The sequence below is a fragment of the Dysgonomonas sp. GY75 genome, from assembly GCF_015234155.1.
GTDB lineage: Bacteria > Bacteroidota > Bacteroidia > Bacteroidales > Dysgonomonadaceae > Dysgonomonas > Dysgonomonas gadei.
On the sequence record NZ_JADCLQ010000002.1, the window covers coordinates 77,124 to 99,276 of the forward strand.

Annotated in this window: 22 protein-coding genes and 1 tRNA gene; 20 read left to right on the forward strand and 3 right to left on the reverse strand. The window is 51.4% G+C overall.

The genetic code is table 11. From position 1 onward, the window contains the following. The first annotated feature begins 1 nt into the window (after position 1). Together IR083_RS01150 and IR083_RS01155 are read left to right on the forward strand one after the other, a co-directional pair. Entirely contained in the window at positions 2 to 442 is a 441-nt protein-coding gene (locus IR083_RS01150; RefSeq protein ID WP_194222920.1) for a hypothetical protein, read from the forward strand. 21 nt (positions 443 to 463) lie between these two features. Beyond that, entirely contained in the window at positions 464 to 1,000 is a 537-nt protein-coding gene (locus tag IR083_RS01155) for a DUF3575 domain-containing protein (RefSeq protein WP_194222921.1), read from the forward strand. A gap of 44 nt (positions 1,001 to 1,044) precedes the next feature. Here the strand turns inward: IR083_RS01155 and IR083_RS01160 are convergent, their stop codons facing one another. After that, positions 1,045 to 1,239, reverse strand: coding sequence for a hypothetical protein (locus tag IR083_RS01160; RefSeq protein ID WP_194222922.1), 195 nt, complete (start codon positions 1,237 to 1,239; stop codon positions 1,045 to 1,047). Positions 1,240 to 1,468: 229 nt separating this feature from the next. Between IR083_RS01160 and IR083_RS01165 the strand changes: the two genes are divergently transcribed. The 18 genes from IR083_RS01165 to IR083_RS01250 all read left to right on the forward strand — a co-directional run bounded on the left by IR083_RS01165 (position 1,469) and on the right by IR083_RS01250 (position 20,254). Continuing rightward, positions 1,469 to 3,118 carry a hypothetical protein gene (locus tag IR083_RS01165; RefSeq protein WP_194222923.1) on the forward strand — a complete coding sequence of 550 codons (1,650 nt, stop codon included), beginning with the start codon at positions 1,469 to 1,471 and terminating at the stop codon, positions 3,116 to 3,118. A 21-nt stretch (positions 3,119 to 3,139) separates the two neighbouring features. Beyond that, a complete protein-coding gene (locus IR083_RS01170) occupies positions 3,140 to 4,027 on the forward strand; it encodes a hypothetical protein (protein ID WP_194222924.1) in 888 nt (295 codons plus the stop codon). Between the two features lie 12 nt (positions 4,028 to 4,039). Beyond that, the gene (locus tag IR083_RS01175; protein WP_194222925.1) at positions 4,040 to 4,960 is read left to right on the forward strand and encodes a fimbrillin family protein; all 921 of its coding nucleotides are present in this window, start codon (positions 4,040 to 4,042) and stop codon (positions 4,958 to 4,960) included. 26 nt (positions 4,961 to 4,986) lie between these two features. Next, positions 4,987 to 5,850, forward strand: a complete 864-nt coding sequence (locus tag IR083_RS01180) for a fimbrillin family protein (RefSeq protein WP_262893141.1) — start codon at positions 4,987 to 4,989, stop codon at positions 5,848 to 5,850. Between the two features lie 135 nt (positions 5,851 to 5,985). Beyond that, a complete protein-coding gene (locus tag IR083_RS01185; RefSeq protein ID WP_194222927.1) occupies positions 5,986 to 6,930 on the forward strand; it encodes a fimbrillin family protein in 945 nt (314 codons plus the stop codon). Between the two features lie 94 nt (positions 6,931 to 7,024). Beyond that, the gene (locus IR083_RS01190) at positions 7,025 to 7,654 is read left to right on the forward strand and encodes a DUF4141 domain-containing protein (protein WP_194222928.1); all 630 of its coding nucleotides are present in this window, start codon (positions 7,025 to 7,027) and stop codon (positions 7,652 to 7,654) included. A gap of 2 nt (positions 7,655 to 7,656) precedes the next feature. Next, complete coding sequence (traJ, locus tag IR083_RS01195; RefSeq protein ID WP_194222929.1) at positions 7,657 to 8,757, forward strand: conjugative transposon protein TraJ; 1,101 nt, start codon at positions 7,657 to 7,659, stop codon at positions 8,755 to 8,757. A gap of 61 nt (positions 8,758 to 8,818) precedes the next feature. Then, complete coding sequence (traK, locus tag IR083_RS01200) at positions 8,819 to 9,442, forward strand: conjugative transposon protein TraK (RefSeq protein ID WP_194222930.1); 624 nt, start codon at positions 8,819 to 8,821, stop codon at positions 9,440 to 9,442. Between the two features lie 29 nt (positions 9,443 to 9,471). Then, positions 9,472 to 9,759, forward strand: a complete 288-nt coding sequence (locus tag IR083_RS01205; RefSeq protein WP_194222931.1) for a TraL conjugative transposon family protein — start codon at positions 9,472 to 9,474, stop codon at positions 9,757 to 9,759. Next, positions 9,746 to 10,018: a hypothetical protein gene (locus tag IR083_RS01210; RefSeq protein ID WP_194222932.1), complete on the forward strand. Its 273-nt coding sequence runs from the start codon at positions 9,746 to 9,748 to the stop codon at positions 10,016 to 10,018. Before IR083_RS01205 ends, IR083_RS01210 begins: the two co-directional genes overlap by 14 nt. A 22-nt stretch (positions 10,019 to 10,040) precedes the next feature. Continuing rightward, positions 10,041 to 11,312: a conjugative transposon protein TraM gene (traM, locus tag IR083_RS01215; protein WP_194222933.1), complete on the forward strand. Its 1,272-nt coding sequence runs from the start codon at positions 10,041 to 10,043 to the stop codon at positions 11,310 to 11,312. Between the two features lie 53 nt (positions 11,313 to 11,365). Further along, the gene (gene traN, locus IR083_RS01220) at positions 11,366 to 12,349 is read left to right on the forward strand and encodes a conjugative transposon protein TraN (protein ID WP_194222934.1); all 984 of its coding nucleotides are present in this window, start codon (positions 11,366 to 11,368) and stop codon (positions 12,347 to 12,349) included. Between the two features lie 42 nt (positions 12,350 to 12,391). After that, entirely contained in the window at positions 12,392 to 12,973 is a 582-nt protein-coding gene (locus IR083_RS01225) for a conjugal transfer protein TraO (RefSeq protein ID WP_194222943.1), read from the forward strand. Between the two features lie 70 nt (positions 12,974 to 13,043). Beyond that, entirely contained in the window at positions 13,044 to 15,149 is a 2,106-nt protein-coding gene (locus IR083_RS01230; protein WP_194222935.1) for a type IA DNA topoisomerase, read from the forward strand. A 40-nt stretch (positions 15,150 to 15,189) separates the two neighbouring features. Next, on the forward strand, positions 15,190 to 15,621 hold the full coding sequence (locus tag IR083_RS01235; RefSeq protein WP_194222936.1) for a DUF3872 domain-containing protein: 432 nt from the start codon (positions 15,190 to 15,192) through the stop codon (positions 15,619 to 15,621). Between the two features lie 216 nt (positions 15,622 to 15,837). Next, positions 15,838 to 16,617: a DNA adenine methylase gene (locus IR083_RS01240; RefSeq protein ID WP_194222937.1), complete on the forward strand. Its 780-nt coding sequence runs from the start codon at positions 15,838 to 15,840 to the stop codon at positions 16,615 to 16,617. A 123-nt stretch (positions 16,618 to 16,740) separates the two neighbouring features. Next, a complete protein-coding gene (locus IR083_RS01245) occupies positions 16,741 to 18,606 on the forward strand; it encodes a hypothetical protein (protein WP_194222938.1) in 1,866 nt (621 codons plus the stop codon). Between the two features lie 46 nt (positions 18,607 to 18,652). Continuing rightward, on the forward strand, positions 18,653 to 20,254 hold the full coding sequence (locus IR083_RS01250; RefSeq protein WP_194222939.1) for a DUF4116 domain-containing protein: 1,602 nt from the start codon (positions 18,653 to 18,655) through the stop codon (positions 20,252 to 20,254). A gap of 142 nt (positions 20,255 to 20,396) precedes the next feature. Here the strand turns inward: IR083_RS01250 and IR083_RS01255 are convergent, their stop codons facing one another. Next, positions 20,397 to 21,629 carry a site-specific integrase gene (locus tag IR083_RS01255; RefSeq protein ID WP_194222940.1) on the reverse strand — a complete coding sequence of 411 codons (1,233 nt, stop codon included), beginning with the start codon at positions 21,627 to 21,629 and terminating at the stop codon, positions 20,397 to 20,399. 274 nt (positions 21,630 to 21,903) lie between these two features. Next, a tRNA-Ile gene (locus IR083_RS01260) sits at positions 21,904 to 21,980 on the reverse strand. Positions 21,981 to 22,153: the final 173 nt, after the last annotated feature.

Below are 22,153 nucleotides of genomic sequence, written 5' to 3' on the forward strand. Positions count from 1 at the left end.
AATGTTCGGATTATTTAAAAAGAAAAACCATATAAAGCCGCTGTTGGGCATACTGGCCCTGCAAAGCGGCATGATCGGAGAACTGCTGAGCCTGCTTAAAGAGATGAATGATAAGCGCCGCAGGCAGGAGGACGGCGCCAGACCTGCCGATATATGCGGGCTCTGGCACAGCAAGGAGTTGGGTATCTGCCTGTCGGTCAGCAAAAAGGGTGGCGGTTATTACGCTTCACTCACGGATACGGGCGGGCTGCCCGGGGACCGGGGAATACCCTATCCTGTCAGGACACATAACGGCATATGCTACTTCGTGCTGGACTCCTACGCCATTTTTATTGAATATGACCACCGAATGAATGCCCTGCGCCTGTGCGGGAACCTCCTGCTGGTGCGCATGGCCATCGATATGGCCATGTACCCGGGCACAATATTCAACCCGAATTAACCAATTTAAAAGCCAAATAAAATGACGCGTTATAAATATATATTGCTATCCCTGCTCCTTCTATACACCGCTGCGGGACACGCCCAGTCCTATTCGCTGGGGGTGAATATCCCGGCTGCGGGAACGGGGACCATCAATGCGGAGGTAAGCATGACATTAGACCGCAAATGGTCACTGCACCTGCCGGTGTACTACAACCCTTTTGTTTTCAAGGATAACAAAAAGTTTCAAAACCTCACCCTGCTGCCGGGAGTGCGCTACTGGCTGCGGGAATCCTATGTGGGCGGGTTTACCGGGGTAAACGCCGTCGCCTCGGAATACCATATCACATGGAAGGATAGCCGCTATCAAGGGCAGGCCTACGGCATGGGCATAAGTATAGGCTACGCCCGGATGTTGGCCCCGGGCTGGAACCTGGAGATCGAAGGGGGTATCTCCCTTGTCCGGGCGGATTACACAAAATACGAATGTGAAAGGTGCGGACAGCGCAAAGGGGATTACTCCCGCTGGCTGGCCATGCCGGGCAAGACCGCCCTCTCATTTATTTATCTATTCTAAATGTATACGGTTATGAATACACGGATATTAACATACCCTTTTGTTTACCTGTTCTGCGCATTGGCGCTGCTTATAGCCTCCCTGCTGTCTTCCTGCGGGGTACAATACCAGGTACAGGGCGCACGCGCCAATATTTTCCTGCCGCAGACGGCCGCACAGGAAGCCGGCCGGGAGGATACCGTACCGGCAAACGGGACACGCCCGTCGGTCATCGACATGAAAGACCGGCATGGCAACATCACCACCTATGTGCAGACGGAGAAGGATACCGCCGGCAACAGGCAGTTATCGGTACAGTTGCGGGAGGTGACCGTAACGGCTAAAATGAAGAGTGTACCTGAACGCCTGGGCATGGTGGATGTGGATTTCATTGTCTCGGTGCCCGAAGAACTGATCAACAGCAAATGGCAACTGAACCTGACGCCCCGCCTGAACGGGCAGGACGGCATCCGGGAACTGGAAAGCCTGGTGATCTCCGGCCACGAGTTCGACGAGCTGCGGCAGAAGGGATACGCCAAATATAACAGGTACCTCTCCCGGATCGTCCCGGACAGCCTCTTTGACGCCCGTTTCCTTAAAACAGGGGCCTGGCGCCGATATATAGCCGAGCACAACCGCTCCGAACTGCGCCGCGTACGCAAGGACTCGCTGGACTGGCTGAACTTTATAAAATACAAGCAAAAGCTGGGCAGGCGCTATGACCATTTCAACCGGAAGATGCACCGCAACCGCCAGTGGATCGGATGGCCGGATAAAGGCCTTAAACGGCTGATCTCCGGGCTGCCGATGTTCAACATGGAAAGGGACTTTGTCCGCAAATATACGCGGGGGGAATACCTTGAAGGGAAGTATACCGATGGTTTTGAGAGCGATTACCGGCAGGTAACGGCCTCCGACTCGGTGTTCCTGAAGAAAATGTTCATGGATAACGGACGGATCGCCAAAAACCAAAGGCTTAGGGACGATAAGCATATCGCTTTCGCCCAAATGGTAAAATTCCCCAGGAATGACAACGCAAGGCTCGATACGGTTATCTATAACAAGGGAAAATTCGAGTATTACTACAGCCAGCAGGTTCAGGCAAGCGAAAGCGGCCGCAGGATGCAGGTATACCTGGACGGCTATGTGGTGACCACCTCTGACTATAGTTTTCTGCTGCCCCGCTCCGATACGCTGGAATATGCCGTATCGTCCATGGTCGAATTCCTGGATGCCACTCCACGGTATATGCGCAAGGTAGTCGAACGCAAAGCCATATCTTCCCTAAAGGCCAATATCACATTTGCTACAGGGAAGTATGATGTGGATGCAGGCTTGGCCAGAAACAGCAGGGAACTGGACAAAGTCCGGGATATGCTGGATAAGCTGACAGGCACGGGTGAATTTGTCCTGGACAGCATCTCCCTGTCCGCCGGCTGTTCGCCCGAAGGCAGCTTTTCATCGAATATGCTGCTGTCCAAAAGGCGGGCCGAATCTATCGGGAAGTACCTGAAGGGGGAACTTGCCGGAATCGGTAGCGCCGCCTCCGCATTAAAACCTTATTCCAAAGGGGAGGACTGGGACGGCCTTTATGTACTGGTCAGGGATTCGCAGGGCATCGCCAATAAACAGGCGATCCTCGATATAATAGCATCGGGTGCACATCCCGACAAAAAGGAAGCTGCGCTCCGGCAGGGATACCCGGCCGAATACAGGTATATACGTGAAAAGCTTTACCCACAGTTGCGGACCGTGGAATTTACTTTCCATATGCACCGCAGGGGTATGGTAAAGGATACCATCCATACCACGCAGCCCGATACGGTGTATGCAAGAGGCATGGAACTGCTCAAGAAACGCAGGTATGCAGAAGCCCTCCCGAAATTGCATGAGCATAACGATTATAATACGGCGATCTGCCTGATGAGCCTGGGTTACGACCAGGCGGCATACAATATCCTGGTAAACGAACCCGAAACGTCAAACGGCGAATACATGCTGGCAATCCTGGCCTCACGGCTGGGCAAGACGCAGGAAGCCGCCGGCCGCTACCGGCGCTCGGTGGAACTCGACCCCACGAAGCAATGGCGGGGCAGGCTCGATCCGGAGATATACAGGCTGATTAAAATTGAGGATTAACCCACCAAAAACCAAGGAATTATGATACGAATTTTAAAAATAACGATCCTTTCCGCCTGCTGTCTGCTATTGGCAGCCTGCAGCCTGGTCGACTTCCCGGAGGACTGTACCTACTATGGCGATGCGGAGATAAAACCGGACTGGACGGCAATGGACGGAGGGAAAGCCAAGCCTCTGCTGACAGATATATACCTGTTATCCCCACAGCAGAATTACAGCTACCGCATAGCATCCGATACACTGCTAAAGGATGTACCGGCAGTAAGCTATAAGGCGCTGGCTTTTAACTCCCATGACCTGGCCGGCATAAGCTATTCCGGTATGGATTGCCCAAATACGGCCATAGCGGAACTGGAAACTTACGAAAAGAACGGCAGGATATATACCATCCAGGCTCCGGCGTTTTATACCGCCAATACGGACTTGAGGGTAATTCCATTTGAAACGGCAGTCTGTGAGCCCGTGTTAAGGCCGGCTGTACGCCGGGTCTATATCGATTTCATGGTTACAGGCAGTACGGATATGGAAGTCAGCGCCATCGGCGGGCAGCTATCCGGTATAGCCTACCGCTACGGTTTCAAGCAGCTCGATGAGCTGGAATCCGCCGCATGGCTGGCTTTTACTTCAATCAGGAATATGGAAAAAGAGAACCTGTTTTCTTCCGCACTGAATGTATTCGGGGTCAATCCCGGTAAGCAGGCAGCAGGCAGCATAGACAACCTGCTGGAGGTTGTACTGCAAACTACCGGTGGCGGTACTTTCTCAGAAACGGTCTCCCTGACGGATGTCTTCAACGGGTTTACCGCCCGCAGTATCCGTATTATTATTGAGGTACGACTCTCCGCCGTGGGCATAGAGGTATCGGTAACGGACTGGATCACAGGGCAGGAAAGTAATGTTGAACTCTAAATTTCAAGAAAGATGAAAAAGATTTTAATGATAGCATGTATGGGGCTGGCAGCTTTTGCTTTCTTCTGCTGTACGGATGAATATACGCCGGGCAGCGCTATCCCGGAAAAGGATACGCAAATGCAGCTGAAATCGGTAGCTGTAGATAGCGGATTGCAAACGGCAAGCGGAACAAACGGCGGATTCGCAAACGGCGATACCATCGGCCTGTACCTGGATGAGTACCGTTTCGGGTCCCCCTTTGTGTTCGCCGCCCGTAGCAATTACGGCTGGCAGCTATCGGAACCCGTATTCCTGACGGACAAGCCGCTCCGCCTGATGGCCTATTACCCTTACCGCCATAGCGGGCATGCCCGTTTATCCGAAAAAGCGGTATATGTTGAACACGTCACTCAAACCGATTATATGTACGGACTGGTTAGCGGAGGATATGTCAGCCGTGAACAACCCTATGCGGATATACTGATGAGGCATGCACTGGCCTTGGTGCGGTTCCGGTTTATCCGGAATGATTATCCGCATGACTGCTCAGTCGGACGGATAGCCATACGCAACGCCGAAGGGGTGCATCTGTTGCATAGCAGGGGCAGCCTCGACCTGGAAAGCGGGCAGGTAGATCCCGTGGAAGGATATTATGACCAGGCCACCATCAGGCCTTACGATATGAATTTCTATGATCCTGAGGCCGGCCCGGAGCAGTATGCCTGCATCCTGGTCATACCCACAGGCCCTGTCAGGGAGAACGGAGACCTGTTCTTCGAGTTTGAAATAGACGGGCATATATACATATGGCCTGTAAAAGCCGGTACCCTCTGGCAAGCCGGTATGAAGTATACCTATCAGGTAGAAATGGTTCCGGCGGCAAGAACGGTCAAAACCTCCGGTATAGCGGCAGATATCAATGTAGTATTCACCCGAACAAGTAAATATTAACTATGAAGAAGAATATATTCTTAATAATGGCGGCAGCGTCCGTTGTAGCCGCATTGCCTGGCTGTACGGATACGGACGGCTATCCGGTTCAGGAGCAAAACACGGCCCTATCCGTAGCGGATATAGGCTTCGGCTCCAAAGCAGCGGATGGAGCAAACGGCACGTCGAAAGCATATTTTGAACCCGGGGATATGATTATGCTCTACCTGCCGGGCAGCGGCGGCGACCCCTACCGCAAAGTCACCCTGACCCCTTCCGGCTGGGTGCTGGACAGCCCGGTGACGCTTTCCGAAAACGATACCGGGATCTATGCCTGCTACCCGGCCGTATCCGCCGGGGATGAATTACTGATCGAACACATTACGGGCATGGATTACCTCTACAGCGGAAAGCATACGGCAAACCGCATGAACCCGTCCATATTCCTGGCCATGAGGCATGCCCTGGCACTGATTGAGTTCGAGTTCGAACCCGGCCCCCTGATTACAGGCAGCCCGGTAGACTTTATCTCCATCGAGGGGGAAGGCCTCCACAGCAGAGCAGCCATCAGCCTGTTGTCCGGAAAGCCGGCTTATGAAGAAAATATACACGAGCCGGCTATCATCTACGGCCGGCAGATGGAAAATCCCTTTATCGGGTATGACACAAAAATAAGCCTGATGGTAGTACCTGTCATGCAAGTGAAGTCTGACGGGGATATCTTCTTTAACTTCTGCTTCGGGGAATTCAAGTACCACTGGCCGGTGCCGGCAGGAACAGCCTGGGAAAGCGCAAAGCGCTATACCTACAGGGTGCAGCTGCGCGAACGGCTTTTGGAGGTCACCGATGTACAGGTACAGGACTGGACGGATGGGGGAAAAGAAACGGTCACACTACCCTGGCATCAATAGATATTTATTAACAATGAGCCAATGCTGTTAAGCGGGCCTAAGGCGCCAAAGCCTGTCATACAGCCTTGTTTTTCTAACTATTCAATAAAACCATTAACTAAAAAACAGATTTTTTAAATTTTAAAACGAACGATTATGAAAAAACTGGTGATTTTATGTTCAGTATTATCCCTGGCAGCCTGCTTCCTTTGGAGCTGTACAGACAAGGACGAACAGGATACAGCGGAAAATGCCGCAGGTACGAAACTCGAAATGACAGCCGGGATCAACAGCCCCGTCGCAGCGCTTAAAAGCGGCCCGGTAGCCGTTTTCCCCGAAGGGAGCAAGCTAAGGCTGTTTATCACGAAGGGAAGCCTGGGGGACGATTATGAATCCGAAGCCTCCCGGGGTGTAGCATCTACACTGACAGGCGGCAAATGGGAACAATCCCCGGCGGTAAACCTTTACGGGCACAATGCCACGGTTTTCGCTTTCTACCCTTATACAGCTATTGCCTCCGACGGAACCGCCCTGCCCATACACAGCGGGCTGACCGACTATATGTACGGGACGCATACACAGGGGCATATACCCGTCAACAGGGACAACCCGCAGGTACGCCTGATGATGAACCATGCCCTGGCACTGGTGCAGTTCAACCTTTACCGCCAGGATTACCCCTGGAAAGGAGACCTGACCTGCATACGCATCACTAACGCGCCGGGGAAAGCCGTCGTGTATAATAGTGCAAAACTGAATATCGCCACAGGAGAGGTAAAGGATCACTCCGGGCAGGATATGGCCATACAGCTCAACAGCACATCCCTGGGTATTATTCCCGGCAGCCAGTCCACAGATGAAGGGACGTTTCATAAACTGCTGCTGATACCTACCGGTACGACAAAGGCTGACGGGGAGATACTTGTCACCTTTACCATCGACGGCAGGGACTATATATGGGAAGCGCCGGCAGGCACGCAGTGGAAGCAGGGCACCAAAAATACCTACCAGGTACTGCTCAAAGGCCATGAGCTGCAAATAGCAGGCTTCGGGATAACCGACTGGACGGACGGACCCGTAGGGAATGTGGTCCTCCAGTAAGCAGGAAAGCAGGATTTAATTCCACAGCCGGAACGGACAGGACAGCCGTTCCGGCTATATAAACAGTTTTATTTACTTAAAAATTTTAACTTCCATGAAACACAAAGTTTTTATGTTGTGGGTGGGCTTTTTGCTCCTTACAACCAATATGAGCGCGCAATGGGCGGTCTTCGACCCCTCGAACCTGGCGCAGGGAATCGTAAACACTACCAAGCAGATCGTACAGACCTCAGCCACGGCCCAGTCGATGTTGCAGAATTTCCAGGAAACAGTCAAAATATATGAACAGGGGAAGCAATACTACGACGCGCTTAAATCGGTGAATAATCTTGTACGCGACGCGCGCAGGGTACAAAAAACCATCCTGCTGGTAGGTGAAATTTCCGATATCTATGTGAACAGTTTCCAGAAGATGATGGCAGACCCGAACTTTAGCGTCGAGGAGCTCAACGCCATCGCCGAAGGCTATGTCATCCTGCTCGAAGAGAGCGGCACCGTGCTGGAACAACTCAAGACGGTGGTCAATATCTCCACCCTCTCCCTGTCGGACAAAGACCGCATGGATGTGGTGGACCAGTGTTACCGCGACATCCTGGAATACAGGAACCTGGTACAGTATTACACCAATAAGAATATCGGCGTATCCTACCTCAGGGCCAAAAAGAAAGGGGAAACACGCCGGGTGATTGCCCTCTATGGAAATAGCAACGATAAATACTGGTAATTATGAACTTCGACAACTTACACCAGATATTACGCAACCTGTATGACCAGATGATGCCCATGTGCGGGGATATGATCGGCATCGCCAAGGGTATCGCCGGGCTGGGAGCCCTCTTCTATGTAGCCTACCGTGTATGGCAGTCCCTGGCAAGGGCGGAACCCATAGACGTATTCCCCCTGCTGCGACCGCTGGCCATCGGCCTGTGCATCATGTTCTTCCCGACCATCGTGCTGGGAACAATCAACAATGTGATGAGCCCCATTGTACAGGGCACACACAAGATGATGGAAAACCAAACCCTCTCTATGCGGGAATACGCCGAACAGCGCGACCGCGTCGAATATGAAGCCAAGCTGCGTAACCCCGAAACGGCCTACCTGGTCAGCGATGCCGCCTTCGACCAGAAGCTCAGCACGATGGGCGTGACCAATGTCGTGGGAAAGGTCGGGCTTTATGCCGAATGGGCCCTCTACGAGTTTAAGAAATGGGTACAGCAACTGATCATGAATATCCTGGAACTTATTTTCCAGGCTGCCGGGCTGGCCATCGACGTGGTGCGCACCTTCTCCCTGATCATCTTGTCCATACTCGGGCCGGTAGCCTTTGCTTTTGCCGTATGGGACGGCTTCCAGTCCACACTGACCGCCTGGCTGATGCGCTATATATCCATCTACCTGTGGCTGCCCGTATCAGACCTCTACGGGGCCATACTGGCGCGTATACAGGAGCAGGTCATCAAAAACGATATCGCAGGACTGCAGGCGGATCCCGGATATATCATGGATTCCACCGACGCGGTCTATATAATAATCATGATTATTGGCATTATCGGCTATTTCTCGGTGCCGACCATCGCCGGGTGGATTATACAGGCCGGTGGAGGAGGCGCCCTGACAAAGGGTGTGAACGCCATGGGCATGAAAGGCGGGGCCTTCGCCGCGGGAATGGCAGGGGCCGCCGCAGGCAATATGGCCGGACAGGCAGGCAGGGGAATCGCCGCCGGGGGACGCTACATCGGGGGAAAACTCAAAAGCGGGGCCAAATCGATCGCTTCCGGCATACGCGGGCGAAGGTCAGGCACAAGCGGAAACGGGAGCTCCTGATAACGGGTCTACGCCCCTACAGTATTGTGTATTGATTATGTACCACTAAAAAACAAAAAAAATGCAGTTTAAATCACTTCTGAACATCGAGACCAGCTTCAGGCAATTGCGCCTGTTTGCCATCGTATTCATCTGCTTATGCGCGGGGATAACCATCGCCGGCGTGTGGTGCGCCTATGACTTCGCCGAAAAGCAGCGCCAGAAAATATATGTACTGGACAACGGGAAGTCACTGATGCTGGCACTCTCGCAGGATTTGTCCCAAAACCGCCCTGTGGAAGCACGCGAGCACGTACGCCGCTTCCACGAGCTGTTCTTTACCCTGGCCCCGGAGAAATCGGCCATAGAAGGCAACATATCCCGGGCGCTGGCACTGGCCGACAAAAGCGCATTCAACTACTATAAGGACCTATCGGAGAAAGGATACTACAACCGCCTGCTGTCGGGGAATATCATCCAGAATATACAGGTGGACAGTATCGTATGCACCTTTGAGAGGTATCCCTACCCGGTGACGACCTATGCCCGCCAGACCATCATCCGTGAAAGCAATATCACCCAGCGCAGCCTGGTGACCACATGCAGGCTGATGAACTCCTCGCGCTCGGACGCCAATCCCCAAGGGTTCCTGATTGAAGCCTTCGAGGTCAGGGAAAACAGGGATATACACGTCATAAAACGCTAAAATAAAACACTAAAAAAGAAAGAAGCCTTATGAGAAAATTTATTAAGAAAGCGGCATACCGCCTGGAAGACAGGCTTAGGGCTCTCTGCGGGGAAATCACCCCGGGAAAGAAACTGGCAGCTATCCTGACGGTACTGCTGGTATGCACCGCCGCTAATATCTACATTGTCTTCAGGGCGGTTTACAACCTGGGCAGAGACAGTTACACGAATATACCCGGCATCGGACACATCACACCGCCGCAACTGGACAAACCGGGAAACCGGATGGCCGGTGATTCTATAAAAGGGAAAGGAGCAGGCGATGAAAGCTATTGATAAGAACAGGTGGCTAAGGGGATGGATACTGCTGATGATGGTATGCACCATCGCATTGATAGCAGCCGATATCCTCCTGCCCGCCGGAAGAAGCCGGGAAGAAAAGTATCCCGAACCGGGAACAGGATATGGCATGCCTTTTACCGACAGCCCCGTGGAACTCCTGCCGGCGGATACACACCGGATAAAGGAACAGGACAATATTAGTAACGCATTGAAAAACTTACTGGAATATGAAGGACAACAAACAAACGCTTAAGAAATATGCGGTATTCGCACTGATGGGTATCGCATTCGCGGGATGCCTCTGGATGATATTCGCCCCTTCGGCGGATGATAAACAAAAGCAGGCCATGACACAAGGATATAACGACCGCATACCCGACCCCGCCGCAGGGGATATTATCGGGGACAAAAGGGATGCATACCAGATGGAAAACATGAAGCAGCGGCAGCAGGAGACAATGGTATCCCTGCAGGATTATTCATCGATGCTCAACCCCGGGAGTGATGATAACCCCGGCTTGCAGCAGGGGGAACAGCAAACGCCCCGCCAGGAACAGGCGCAGTCCGCCATCAATTCGTCGGCAGCATCTTACAGGGACATCAACCGGACGCTGGGCACATTCTACCAGCCCCCGCAAAACGATGAGCGCGAGCAGGAGATACTGGCACTGGAATGGCGCCTGCAGGAACTGGAGAAAAAATTACAGGAAAAGGACAGCCGCCAGGCGGCGATGGATGAACAGGTCGCCCTGATGGAAAAATCTTATGAGCTGGCCGCCAGGTATATACCCCAATACCAGGGTGAAGGCAACGTCCGTTATCCGGACGAAGCGGCTATGCCGCAGCAGCAAAGCGACGGACTGAGCGCGCAGGAGATGAAAAACAGGATCGGCAGGGCAGCCAATACCGGCGATACGGGCGATAAAGTCAAGATATCACCTGTCGGAAGGACAACAGACAGGACCGTATCGGCACTGGGGCAGGATTATGCTGACGGTGAACTGGTGCGGATGTACGGCCAGCCGCGTAACTTCGGGTTCAACACCCCGGGAAATAACAACAATGAAACCGGGCGAAATACCATCAAGGCCTGCGTACACGGCGACCAGACGGTCATCAGCGGCCAGAGCGTGTTTATCCGCCTGCTCGAACCGGTTATTGTCGATAACGTTACCGTACCGGTAAACGCCATTATCACAGCCGGAGCCAATTTACAGGGGGAACGCCTCGCCCTGTCCGTATCTTCCATCGAATACCAGGGGGTGATCTACCCGGTAAAGATGTCCGTTTACGACACCGACGGCACAAAAGGGGTATATGTGCCGGCATCCATGGAACTGGACGCCCTTAAGGAGGTGGCTGCCAATATGGGAAATGCAATGGGAACCAGCTTTACCATGACACAGAGCGCCAGCGCACAGATCGCATCCGACCTTACAAAGGGCGTCATACAGGGCGCTTCACAGTATTTTGCAAAGAAGATAAGGTTGGTGAAAATAAACCTGAAGGCAGGCCATAAGCTGCTGCTTTACCCTGAAAAACAATAATCCCCTTTTATTACAAATAACCTATCGTTTAATAATTAAAAAACAGGAAACATATGAAAAATCTGATTATCACATTGTTACTTTCGGCATTAGCCATAACGGCTTTTGCCCAGCATACGCAAGGGGATCTCCCTGCCGTACAGGAATCACCCCAAGCGGGGGAGCACGGACAAGGCAGCAGCCCCTCCTCCGGTGACTTATATTACGGGCTGACGCGCAAGATCATGTATGACCGCGTGATACCGCCCCATGGGATAGAGGTGACCTTCGACAAGACCGTGCACCTGATATTCCCCGCCCCGGTGGTCTATGTGGACCTGGGATCGGCCAATATCGTAGCCGGCAAAGCCGACGGGGTCGGCAATATCCTGCGGGTGAAGGCTGCCGTACGCGACTTTTCCCCCGAAACGAATTTTTCAGTCGTTACGGACGAAGGGAACTTTTATTCGTTCAATGTCAAATACGCGGACGAACCCCAAAAGCTGAATATCGAGATGAAAGATTTTATACATGACGGACAGGCAGTCAACCGCCCCAATAATTCACTGGATATCTATTTGAATGAACTGGGCAAAGAGACCCCTAAGCTGGCCAGGCTGATCATGAAATCCGTCTATGACAATGACAAGCGTATCTACAAGCATATCGGCAGCAAAAAATTCGGCATACAGTTCCTGCTCAAGGGGATATACGTCTACGACGGGCTGTTGTACCTGCATACGCAGATCGGGAACACCACCAACCTGCCTTACGACATCGACTTTATACGCTTTAAGATCGTCGATAAGAAAATACTCAAACGCACCGCTGTGCAGGAAACGCTCATCGTCCCTGTCAGGGCCTATAATTATGTTACAAGGGTGGAAGGGCAAACCGCCGGACGTACCGTCTTTGCCATCGGCAGGATCACCATACCCGACGATAAGCAACTGGTTATCGACCTTTATGAACAGAACGGGGGGCGGAACCACTCCCTGGTCATTGAAAATGCAGACCTGGTAAGGGCCGAACGCATTAATGAACTGAAAGTAAAATAAGGGCGCGGGCCTTTCTATTGACAAACAAAAAAAATAAAAATGATGAACAGGATAATATCAGTGAGCTTACTGGCACTGGGCCTTACCCTTTGCGGGCAGGCATATGCGCAGCGTTACCTGCCCGGGATGAAGGGCATACAGGCCACAGCAGGGGCCGTCGACGGGTTTAAGCTAAGCAGGCAGCACGGGCAGGCATTCGTCTTCGGGGCGGCCATGGCCACCTATACCAAAAGCGGGAACCGCTGGGTATTCGGCGCGGAATATTTACAGAAGAACCACCGCTATGAAGAGATGGATATCCCGGTATCGCAATTCACCGGGGAAGCCGGGCATTACTTCAGGTTCCTGTCCGACAGGTCAAAAGCATTCTTCCTGTCGCTGGGGACATCCCTGATGGGAGGCTATGAAACAATCAATCGGGGAAAAGAAATGCTCCCTGACGGGGCGACGCTCACCGGAAAGGATAGTTTCCTGTATGGCGGGGCGCTGACACTCGAAGCAGAGACTTACCTGAGCGACAGGTTTATATTACTGGTTGGAGCAAGGGAGCGGTACCTGCCGTCCTCTTCCATCTCTGATTTTCACTTCCAATTCAGCGTAGGGCTAAAAATTATAATCAATTAGGCATCCCCTACCGTACAGGACGGTGTAACAATCAGGTGTAATAATTATAAACATAAAAACTGAACATGTTATGAAGGTAGTATTGGCGGAAAAACCCAATGTGGCTAAAAGTATCGCAGCCATTTTGGGCGCCACAACAAAAAAAGAAGGATACTTCGAAGGCGGCGGCTACGCCGTCACATGGGCCCTGGGCCACCTGGTCGGGCTGGCTATGCCCGAAGCATACGGATTTACAGGATTCAAACGCGAAAACCTGCCCATCCTGCCGGAGGAGTTTATACTGATGCCCCGCCAGGTAAAAGAGGGCAAGGAGTATAAGAATGATCCCGGGGCGATGAAGCAGCTCAAAATAATCAGGGAGTTGTTCAGCCGGGCCGACCGGATAATCAACTGCTGCGATGCGAGCCGCGAAGGATGCCTGATATTCAGGTACATTTATAATTACCTGGCCTGTAACAAGCCCTGTGAGCGCCTGTGGATCAGTTCGCTGACCGATAAGGCTATCCGTGAGGGTTTTCAGAACCTCCGCCCGGGAAGCGACTATGATAACCTCTACCTGTCGGCCAAAGCCCGCTCACAGGCTGATTTTACGGTAGGGGTAAATGCCTCCCAGTCCCTGTCCGTTGCCGCCGGCAGCGGTGTATGGTCCCTGGGGCGGGTACAGACCCCTACCCTGGCGATGATCTGCTCCCGATACATGGAAAACAGGGACTTCATCCCACAGGCGTACTTCCGGCTGAAGCTCCATACAGTCAAGGATACCACGGCATTTGCTGTCGTATCGGCGAATAAATATAATGAAAAGGCCACAGCGGAGGAAGACATGCTGCGCGTCCGCAGCGCAGGGACGGTACAGGTCACAGGCGTTGAGCGCAGGGAGGTAAAGCAGGAACCGCCCCTGCTCTACGACCTGACCGGTTTGCAGAAAGAGGCAAACAGCAGGCACGGATTTTCGGCGGATAAGACGTTGGGCATCGCCCAGGCGTTATACGAAGCGCGTGCCATCAGCTACCCCCGCACCGCAAGCCGCTATATCCCCACCGATGTAATGGAGGAAATACCCGGGCTGGTAGCCGCCCTGAAAGCGCACCCCCGTTTCGGGGAATATGCCGGTGGTATGGAAAAGATCATCCTGAACGCCTGCAGCGTGGACAATAAAAAAGTGATGGACCATCATGCTTTGATCATCACGGGTGAGGGTGCAGGCGGATTAACCGGTGATGAACGTATCATCTATGATATGGTAGCCGGGCGTATGCTCGAAGCGTTCTCCCCGGAATGCGTCAAAGAGAACACCCTTATAACACTGGATGGGGGCGGCGTACATTTTGCCGCACGGGGTAGCGTTACGCTTGTTCCCGGATGGCGCGGAGTCTTCAATGCCAGCGAAGAGGCTGACCACGATGAAGAGACGGCCGCCTTACCTGCCCTCTGCGAAGGCGATGTGTTGCCTGTCCGGGAAATCGAAATGCAGCAGAAGCAAACCAAGCCCCGCCCGGTACATACGGAGGCCTCGCTGCTTTCGGCCATGGAAGGCGCGGGCAAGGAATGCGTAGGCGAACAGGAACGCGAAGCGATGAAAGATTCGGGTATCGGAACGCCCGCCACACGCGCGGCCATTATCGAAACCCTCTTGGCGCGGAAATATGTCCGCCGGGAGAAAAAGGCGCTCGTGCCCACCGAAAAAGGGCTGGCTGTATATCAGGCTGTCAAAGACAAGAAGATCGCCGACCCCGCCATGACAGGGGCGTGGGAACTGGCGCTCAATAAGATCGCCACAGGACAAATGGATGCCGCCACATTCCACCGCTCGATAGAGGTGTATGCCTCGCAGATCACAACCGAACTGCTGGGGATTGCTTTTGAACGCAAGGACGGGCGTTCCGGCTGCAGCTGTCCCAGATGCAAAAGCGGAAAGGTTGTGTTTTTTCAAAAAGTGGCCAAGTGCAGCAATGAAAGCTGCGGGCTGACGGTGTTCCGTAGCATCGCGGGAAAGGAACTGACCGACGCGCAGCTCACCGCCCTGCTGGAAAAAGGGAAAACGCCTGTCATAAAAGGATTTACAAGAAGCAGGACGGGAAAATCCTTCGAGGCGGCAGTGGCTTTCGATACGGAATTTAAAACAGTATTCGCCTTTGAACAGGGCAAAAAAGGAAAAGGACCCAGGGGGAAATAAAAAGTTATCAATCCGATTAACAACTAAAACCAAAAAGAAAATGAAAAAATTCGCATCCTATTTAATCTACACGATACTGCTGGCTTGTATCGTATGTGCCTGTAGCGACCATCTGGATATTAAGCAATCTTATGAATTCAAGGTTACCCATCTTCCGGTACCCAAGAAACTCAAAGTAGGCGAGACCGCCGAAATACGCTGCCGGATAGAACGCAGCGGCTATTACCAAAAGGCTGCCTATAAACTGCGCTACTTCCAGCCTGACGGGCGGGGGACCCTGATGCTTGACGATGGGACCGTCTTCCTGCCCAACGATTACTATAACCTGGACAGGGAAACCTTCCGGTTGTACTTTACAGCCGCCTCGGACGAGCAGAACAACATCGATATCGTATTCGAGGATAATTTTGGGAATAGCTATGCTTTGAGCTTCTCTTTTAATTATGACTCAAAAGAAGAGAAGGATGATTGACGTATTCCAGGATCTCCTGTTATGTGATAAAAATATTATTGTCTGATTATTAAAGCGATATACATATGAACGCGATATATTATGTTTTAGCGGCTTACCAGGCCATAACATGGGTATGGATAGCCATATCCTTGCGAAAAGCGCCCGCCGATACCGAATTATGGGGCGAAGAGATTGGGTAAGGGGAACCGCCAGTAAATAAATGAAAAAGACCCGATGAAAACACCCATAACCTATTACGGGGGCAAGCAGTATATGCTCAGGCATATCAGGCCGCTGGTACCCGCCCATAACCTCTATTACGAGCCCTTCGCGGGTGGGGACGCCGTATTGTTCGATAAAGAGCCGGCCCCCATCAATGTCATCAACGACCTGAACGGGGAGCTGATCAATTTCTACAGGGTGGCAAAAGAGCGGCCCGCAGAACTGGGAAGGGAGATAGCCCCGGTACTGCACAGCCGCGCGCAATTCGACCATGCGTGCTATATCTACCGCAACCCCCTGTTCCTCACTCCCGTCCAAAGGGCGGCAGCCCTCTGGCTGCTATCAAAAGTGAGCTTCGCCTGGAAACTGGGGCAGGCCTTCGGCTTCGAAAAAACAAAAAGCAAGAATCCCCGGAAGTTGGTCAATGCCAAACTGGCATTCTGCGATGAACCGGTATGGCTCCTGGAAAAGGCAACCATCGAATGTGACGACGCCTTCAATATTATCAGGCGTTATGATACGCCCGGTACATTCTTCTTCCTGGACCCGCCTTATGCGGGTACCGGAATGGGCCATTACGCGGGAATGTTCTCCGGGCAGGAACTTTCCCGGTTGCTGGAACTCTGTAATACGCTGCAAGGGAAATTTATGCTGACAACATATTCAAATGAAACGGTACGCAGTGCCGCCAATTGTTCCGGATGGGCAATACATCCGGTCAAACATCCCCTGATAGCCGCTAAAGCCGGAAGGGTACAGGAGGAATGGATCGTATGTAATTATACCCTATAACTGCTTCTATTCCTGCCCCGGACAGCATACGCCTGCCGCGATGGAGTGGATAAGGAAGCAACATTATGAACCATATCCCCGAGGAGGTTAGCTCCCCCGGAATATTTAAACCCTATTTGAGACATGGATAAAATTGAAAACATAAATACAGCAGGGAACTTCTATCTGGCCAGGGACCTGGAAACGCCGGAGATGGAACGCCTGCTCGACCGCTTAGGTATCGACAGGCTGCACATGGAAGCCATACGGATTATTGGGCAGGGACAGGCCAGGTCTTTTTTTGTTTCCGGAAAAAATATATATCCGGCACCAATACCGGACAGGCTGGAGGATATACTCGTCCGCCAGATACCTGTCTATAAGATGAGTGAGCTCGAAGGCCATTTATCCCGGCTGGAAAAGGAATCTTCCCCGGCATATTTTATGACGGCAGATACAAAAAGGAACGATGTACCGGAACAGATCCGCCGGCTGGGCCTGGAATACGATTATAACGCAAAAGACCTGGCCGTGAGGGAACCGCTCTTCTTAGTATTCAAAAACAGGGCTTATGCCTGCAACTGTGAAGGACGCAGACGCGAACTGTTGGAAGGCTTCGGCCTTGAAGCGCAGGTCTCCGGTGCGCCTTACCACATAAAAGACCTTTTAGCCGGGCAGGAGGCAGACTTGGAACTGGTCAAAAGCAGGGCATTAAGCTATATACCCATCCAACGCAGGACACTGCCGGTCTGCCGCGAAGCCTTCAGTCACAAGCCCATGAATATAAAAGATATACCCCCGTGGCTGCTCTCCCCTAAATTTGTCAGCGATATAATCGAAACGAATCCGCGCAGCATCAGGTATATCCCCGCGGAAAAGCTCGACGGTGAAGTATGCTATCTGGCCGTCCGCAGGGACAGCGAAGCATTTATGCACCTGCCGGGGGAGTGGAAAACGACCCGCATATGCGATGCGGCTTATTCCGCCGCATGCAGGGAAACAGACGACCCGGCATACCTCAGGGATATAATCAGGGCCATCCCTGAGGCAAGCACCCATATCGCTTTGATGGGTAAATACCACAGGACGTTTACCGCCGGGGAAATACTGAAATCATTACCGGAGAATGTCTTAAACAGGCAGGTCTGTGAAAAAGCCCTCAGTCTGCAGCAGGAAGCCATCATGGATATACCCGATAAGTTTAAATCCGAAACGATGGCCCTCAAAGCTTTCGATGCCGGCATATACCTCTTACCGGGGGTGCCGGACAGGTATAAAACAAAGGATTTATGCGTGGACGCGATTATAGCCGCCTCAGGTGACAGGGACGGCTATATGATATTAGCGGGTATTCCCTATCCGGATATTATAGCAGACGCCCTTAAAAACGATTTCAAACACATTCCGGTACGGGATATCATAAACCATATACCCAAAGAAGTCATGGATGGGCCGTTCGCTTCCCTGATAATACGGCGCGACGCTTCATTACTGCCGGAAATACCATTCCGGCTTAAAAGCGAACAGATATGCCTGGAAGCTATCTCGGGAGCCGGAAGCATGGAACCGCTCTACGCGATACCATACCCGGCCATGACAGATAAAGTATGCGCGGCGCTGATAGATAAGTTCCCGCAGGCGATGGCGGATATCCTGCCCGAAGATAAAAAGACGCCGGAACTATGCCTGATGGCTGTCAAACAGGATGAGGCTCTCAAAAAACATGTGCCGGAACGCATATCAGGCGATATGGGGATGAATATATACCGCTTCGGTTTATTGGTAGATGAGCAGGTGACGCTGGATTTTAAGCAGGTCAAAGACCTCTACGAAGGCAAAAAGGTGGAGATAGACTACAGGGTGCCGGAAACACAGGTTTCAAGGAAAGTGCAGATTCAGTATAATCCTGAAAAGATGTCCCTTAATTATTACTACGATAGCGACCAAAAGGCTGTAAAATACGAAGAGAGGCAGCAGGATGTGACGCCGGGGAAGAGAATGAAAATGTAAAATGATAAATGGTATAAACCTGTTTAATAACTAAATAATTACTGTTATGGAACATAAAAACAAGGATACAGCCTACTTTTTGATGCTTAACCGGGGGGATATACAATCGCCTTTCCGTTTATTCCGCAGGCTGGGAATCAAGCCCGTATTTGATGAAAACGAATATTTCGATAAGTTGAAGCAAGAGGGGACCGGCCGGGTAAAGCTATTGGTTTACAATAAGAAAGCATGGGCATGGACAGGACTGTCAGGTAATAAACCGGAGAGTCTCAAAGATATACCTCCCGATGAAATATTGAAGATACTGGGGCTGCCCCCGGAAGACAAAATACCGTCTTATGAATTAGACCGCTCGATTCAATTTAAATACCCCGATTATTATTGGCTGGAGACAGATAAGGATATGCCGCGTCCTGAATTTGCCAACCAGTGTTATAGTTTAGGGCTGATCTATAAAGATGAACTGGAAGGGCTGGCGAATTATCCCTGGCCGGTAAACAAACTGTTGGTGGTAGAGCACAAAATATACGGTCCTGAAAACATAACCGGAAAGGAGGCGATGAAAGAACTGGAAATAGACCCGGGCAAAAGCATTCAAACCTTTAAGTTAACGGATCTGGTAAAACAACATGAAAGGGATATCCGGCTGGTCGAAGAAGATTTTCGCATGACCGGTCATTTTTCCGGATTACCTACACATCGTAAAACAGAGGCCGTGATCCTTGCCGCAATTAAAGCCGATTATAACAATATAGGATATGTGCCTGTTTCCGCAATCAACCAAAGGATAGCCGAAACGATGGCCTCTATCGACGGCAAATCTTTGGAAATTATTCCCAATGAGCTTATTACCAAAGAAATATGCATGAGCGCTGTCAGTAACGACGGGATGGCTTTGGAATTCGTGCCGGAAAAATTCCATTCGGAGGAATTATTTGAAAGGGCTATTGAAAACGAATGCTGGGCCTTGCGGTTCGTACCGGAGGATAAAAAGACGGAAGCGTTGTGTTATCCGGCGGCAAGGCAGGCCATGGACCTCGAATATGAAGGTTTCAGGATAGCAAGATATATTCCTTACCCCGCTATTTGCCTGGATATTTTAAAGGAGGCCGCCCAAACCTATGACGTCCGCAGTATATTGTCGACCTCCCGCAAGGAAACCATCGACCGCGAAATCGCCCTGGAAGCTGTCAAACGGGACATAAACTGCCTGGGGTTGATACCGCAGGAAGTCAGGACACCTGATTTTTATAAGCAGGCCCTCAAAGCAGACGGGCGGATGCTGCAATATATACCCGGGGAGATGAAAACACCGGAGGCCTGCCTGGAGGCCGTCTGCAAAGACCCGGCCCTGGCCGTACACGTGCCGGCATCTGTTTCCGCAGGCAGCGACATGAATATATACAGGTTCGCTATGGCGGTAAAGAAGCAGGAGCCGCAACTGGCCTTAGCCCAGATCAGGGAGCTGTATGGCGGCAGGAATGTGGAAATAGACTATACCGTAGCCGGGACCAGCATTCCCAGGAAGGTACACCTGCGCCACAACAGGATAAGCAACAGCCTCGAATACTGCGATATCCCGAAGATCCTGCCCGGCAAAAGGCTGGAAGCCGGAGTACAAAACAAGGGGGGAAAGCAAAAGGTGTAGGACAGGGGATTGAAAAAGAATCTGCAAAAATATTCAAAAAAAAGCCAGCTGTACGAGAAAATAAGGTAGGATAAAGACTCTGCTAAATAGGAAAGCTGCCCCAATCTTGGGGCAGCTTTTACGCTTCCAGGCAGTTCCATGTTTAATTCCTTCTTTGCCGGTAATAATCGCCCAGCCCGTCAAGGCTGGCCTTGACACGGCTGACTTCATCACCCACCTTCTGGTTCAGGATCTTCGCATAGATCTGCGTGGTGGTGATATTCGTATGGCCCAGCATCTTCGATACGCTCTCGATGGAAATGCCTTTGGTCAGCATAAGCGTTGCAAACGTGTGCCTGGCCACGTGCGTTGAGAGCTTCTTGTTGATGTTGCAGATTTTCGATATCTCCTTCAGGTACATATTCATACGCTGGTTCGTGTCAAGGGGTAGCAGTTTCTCAGGGTCAAGGCCCTTGTACTTATCAAGAATAGCAGAAGGGATTTCCAGTAACGGGATATTAGCCTGGACGGACGATTTCGTCCTGTTTACCTGTATCCAACGGCTGCCCGAAGCGTCCTCGACGATATGTCGCCTGGTCAGGCTGTAGGCGTCGATGTAGGCCAGGCCCGTAAACGCGCAGAACATAAACATGTCACGCACACGCTCCAGGTGCTTGGTCTCGAAATTCCAGTCAAGCAATTTGATGATCTCAGGCTCGATCAGGTAGTCCTTGCCCACAGGCTCCTGGCTGAGCCTATAATCCATAAAAGGGTCCGAGCAGATCAGACGGTTCTTATACGCGTCCGATACAACCTGCTTCAGGTAGCGCAGGTGTTTGATCACATAGTTATGGCAGTACTTGCAGGTGCCCCGGTAATACAGGTCAAGGCTGCTGATAAAGCCGTAATCAACCGAAGAGACCGGGTAATCGTCCAGGCCGTACTGCTTCTTTATAAAGCCCGACAGCACCTCCTTCGCGTTCCTGTACTTGCCTAACGTGCGCTCACCGATCGTATGGCCGACAAGGATGGCCTTCTGGCCTATTTTCTTATCGTACAGGCGAAGCAGCATATCCCCATCGTCCGTAGCGCCAAGGTAAGCGCATTTCAACTGCTCGACACCCACACGCCCGAACTTGCCGAACAGGTCACGGTAATGCCGCTGCAACACATAACGGATATCCTCCAGCTGCTTATTTACCTCACGGGCCGCATGGCTGTTACCTTTCGCACAGTTTCCCTTTACATCCCACAAATCACCGTTGATATCCACCTTCGAATAAAACTGTTTCATCTCTCCGTCAAGGCTGATACGGATCATGATGCCTGACTGGCCGCTCTTGTTCACATGGTTGCCCCTCAGATAAAAGGAAACCCTGAATGTACTCTTTTTCATAATCTTCCAATTTTTAATTTAACAGGTAAAGATATTATTTTGTACATCCGGGGATGGAGCCAAAAACAGAGATAGACAGCTACAATTCAGCTACTTAAAGAAAACCGTTACAGGAATAAGTCCTGCAAAAGCCTGTAACACTTTGGTAACGCTACTAAGGAGTAAGTTGATGTTTTCAGGGTATCCGGCAGCTACTTTTTAAACACAAAAAAAGCGCGTAAATCTCTAATTTACACGCTTTTGTCGTATCCTGTCGTACTTTGTCGTACTTTTTTGGTAGTCCCAGGCAGAGTTGAACTGCCGACCTCTACATTATCAGTGTAGCGCTCTAACCAACTGAGCTATAGGACTGGCAAATTGCCTGAAACTGATTATACAGCTTCTTGGTTTCTCTTGGTCAGTGAACAGTGAGCAGGTAACAGTTAACAGTATATTTCAACTCTAACCCTGTACGTACTCCCGTAAACTGAGTATATCTTAAAACAACAACATCATTTAAGAGTGTAGTACCTTTCTTAAAAAGG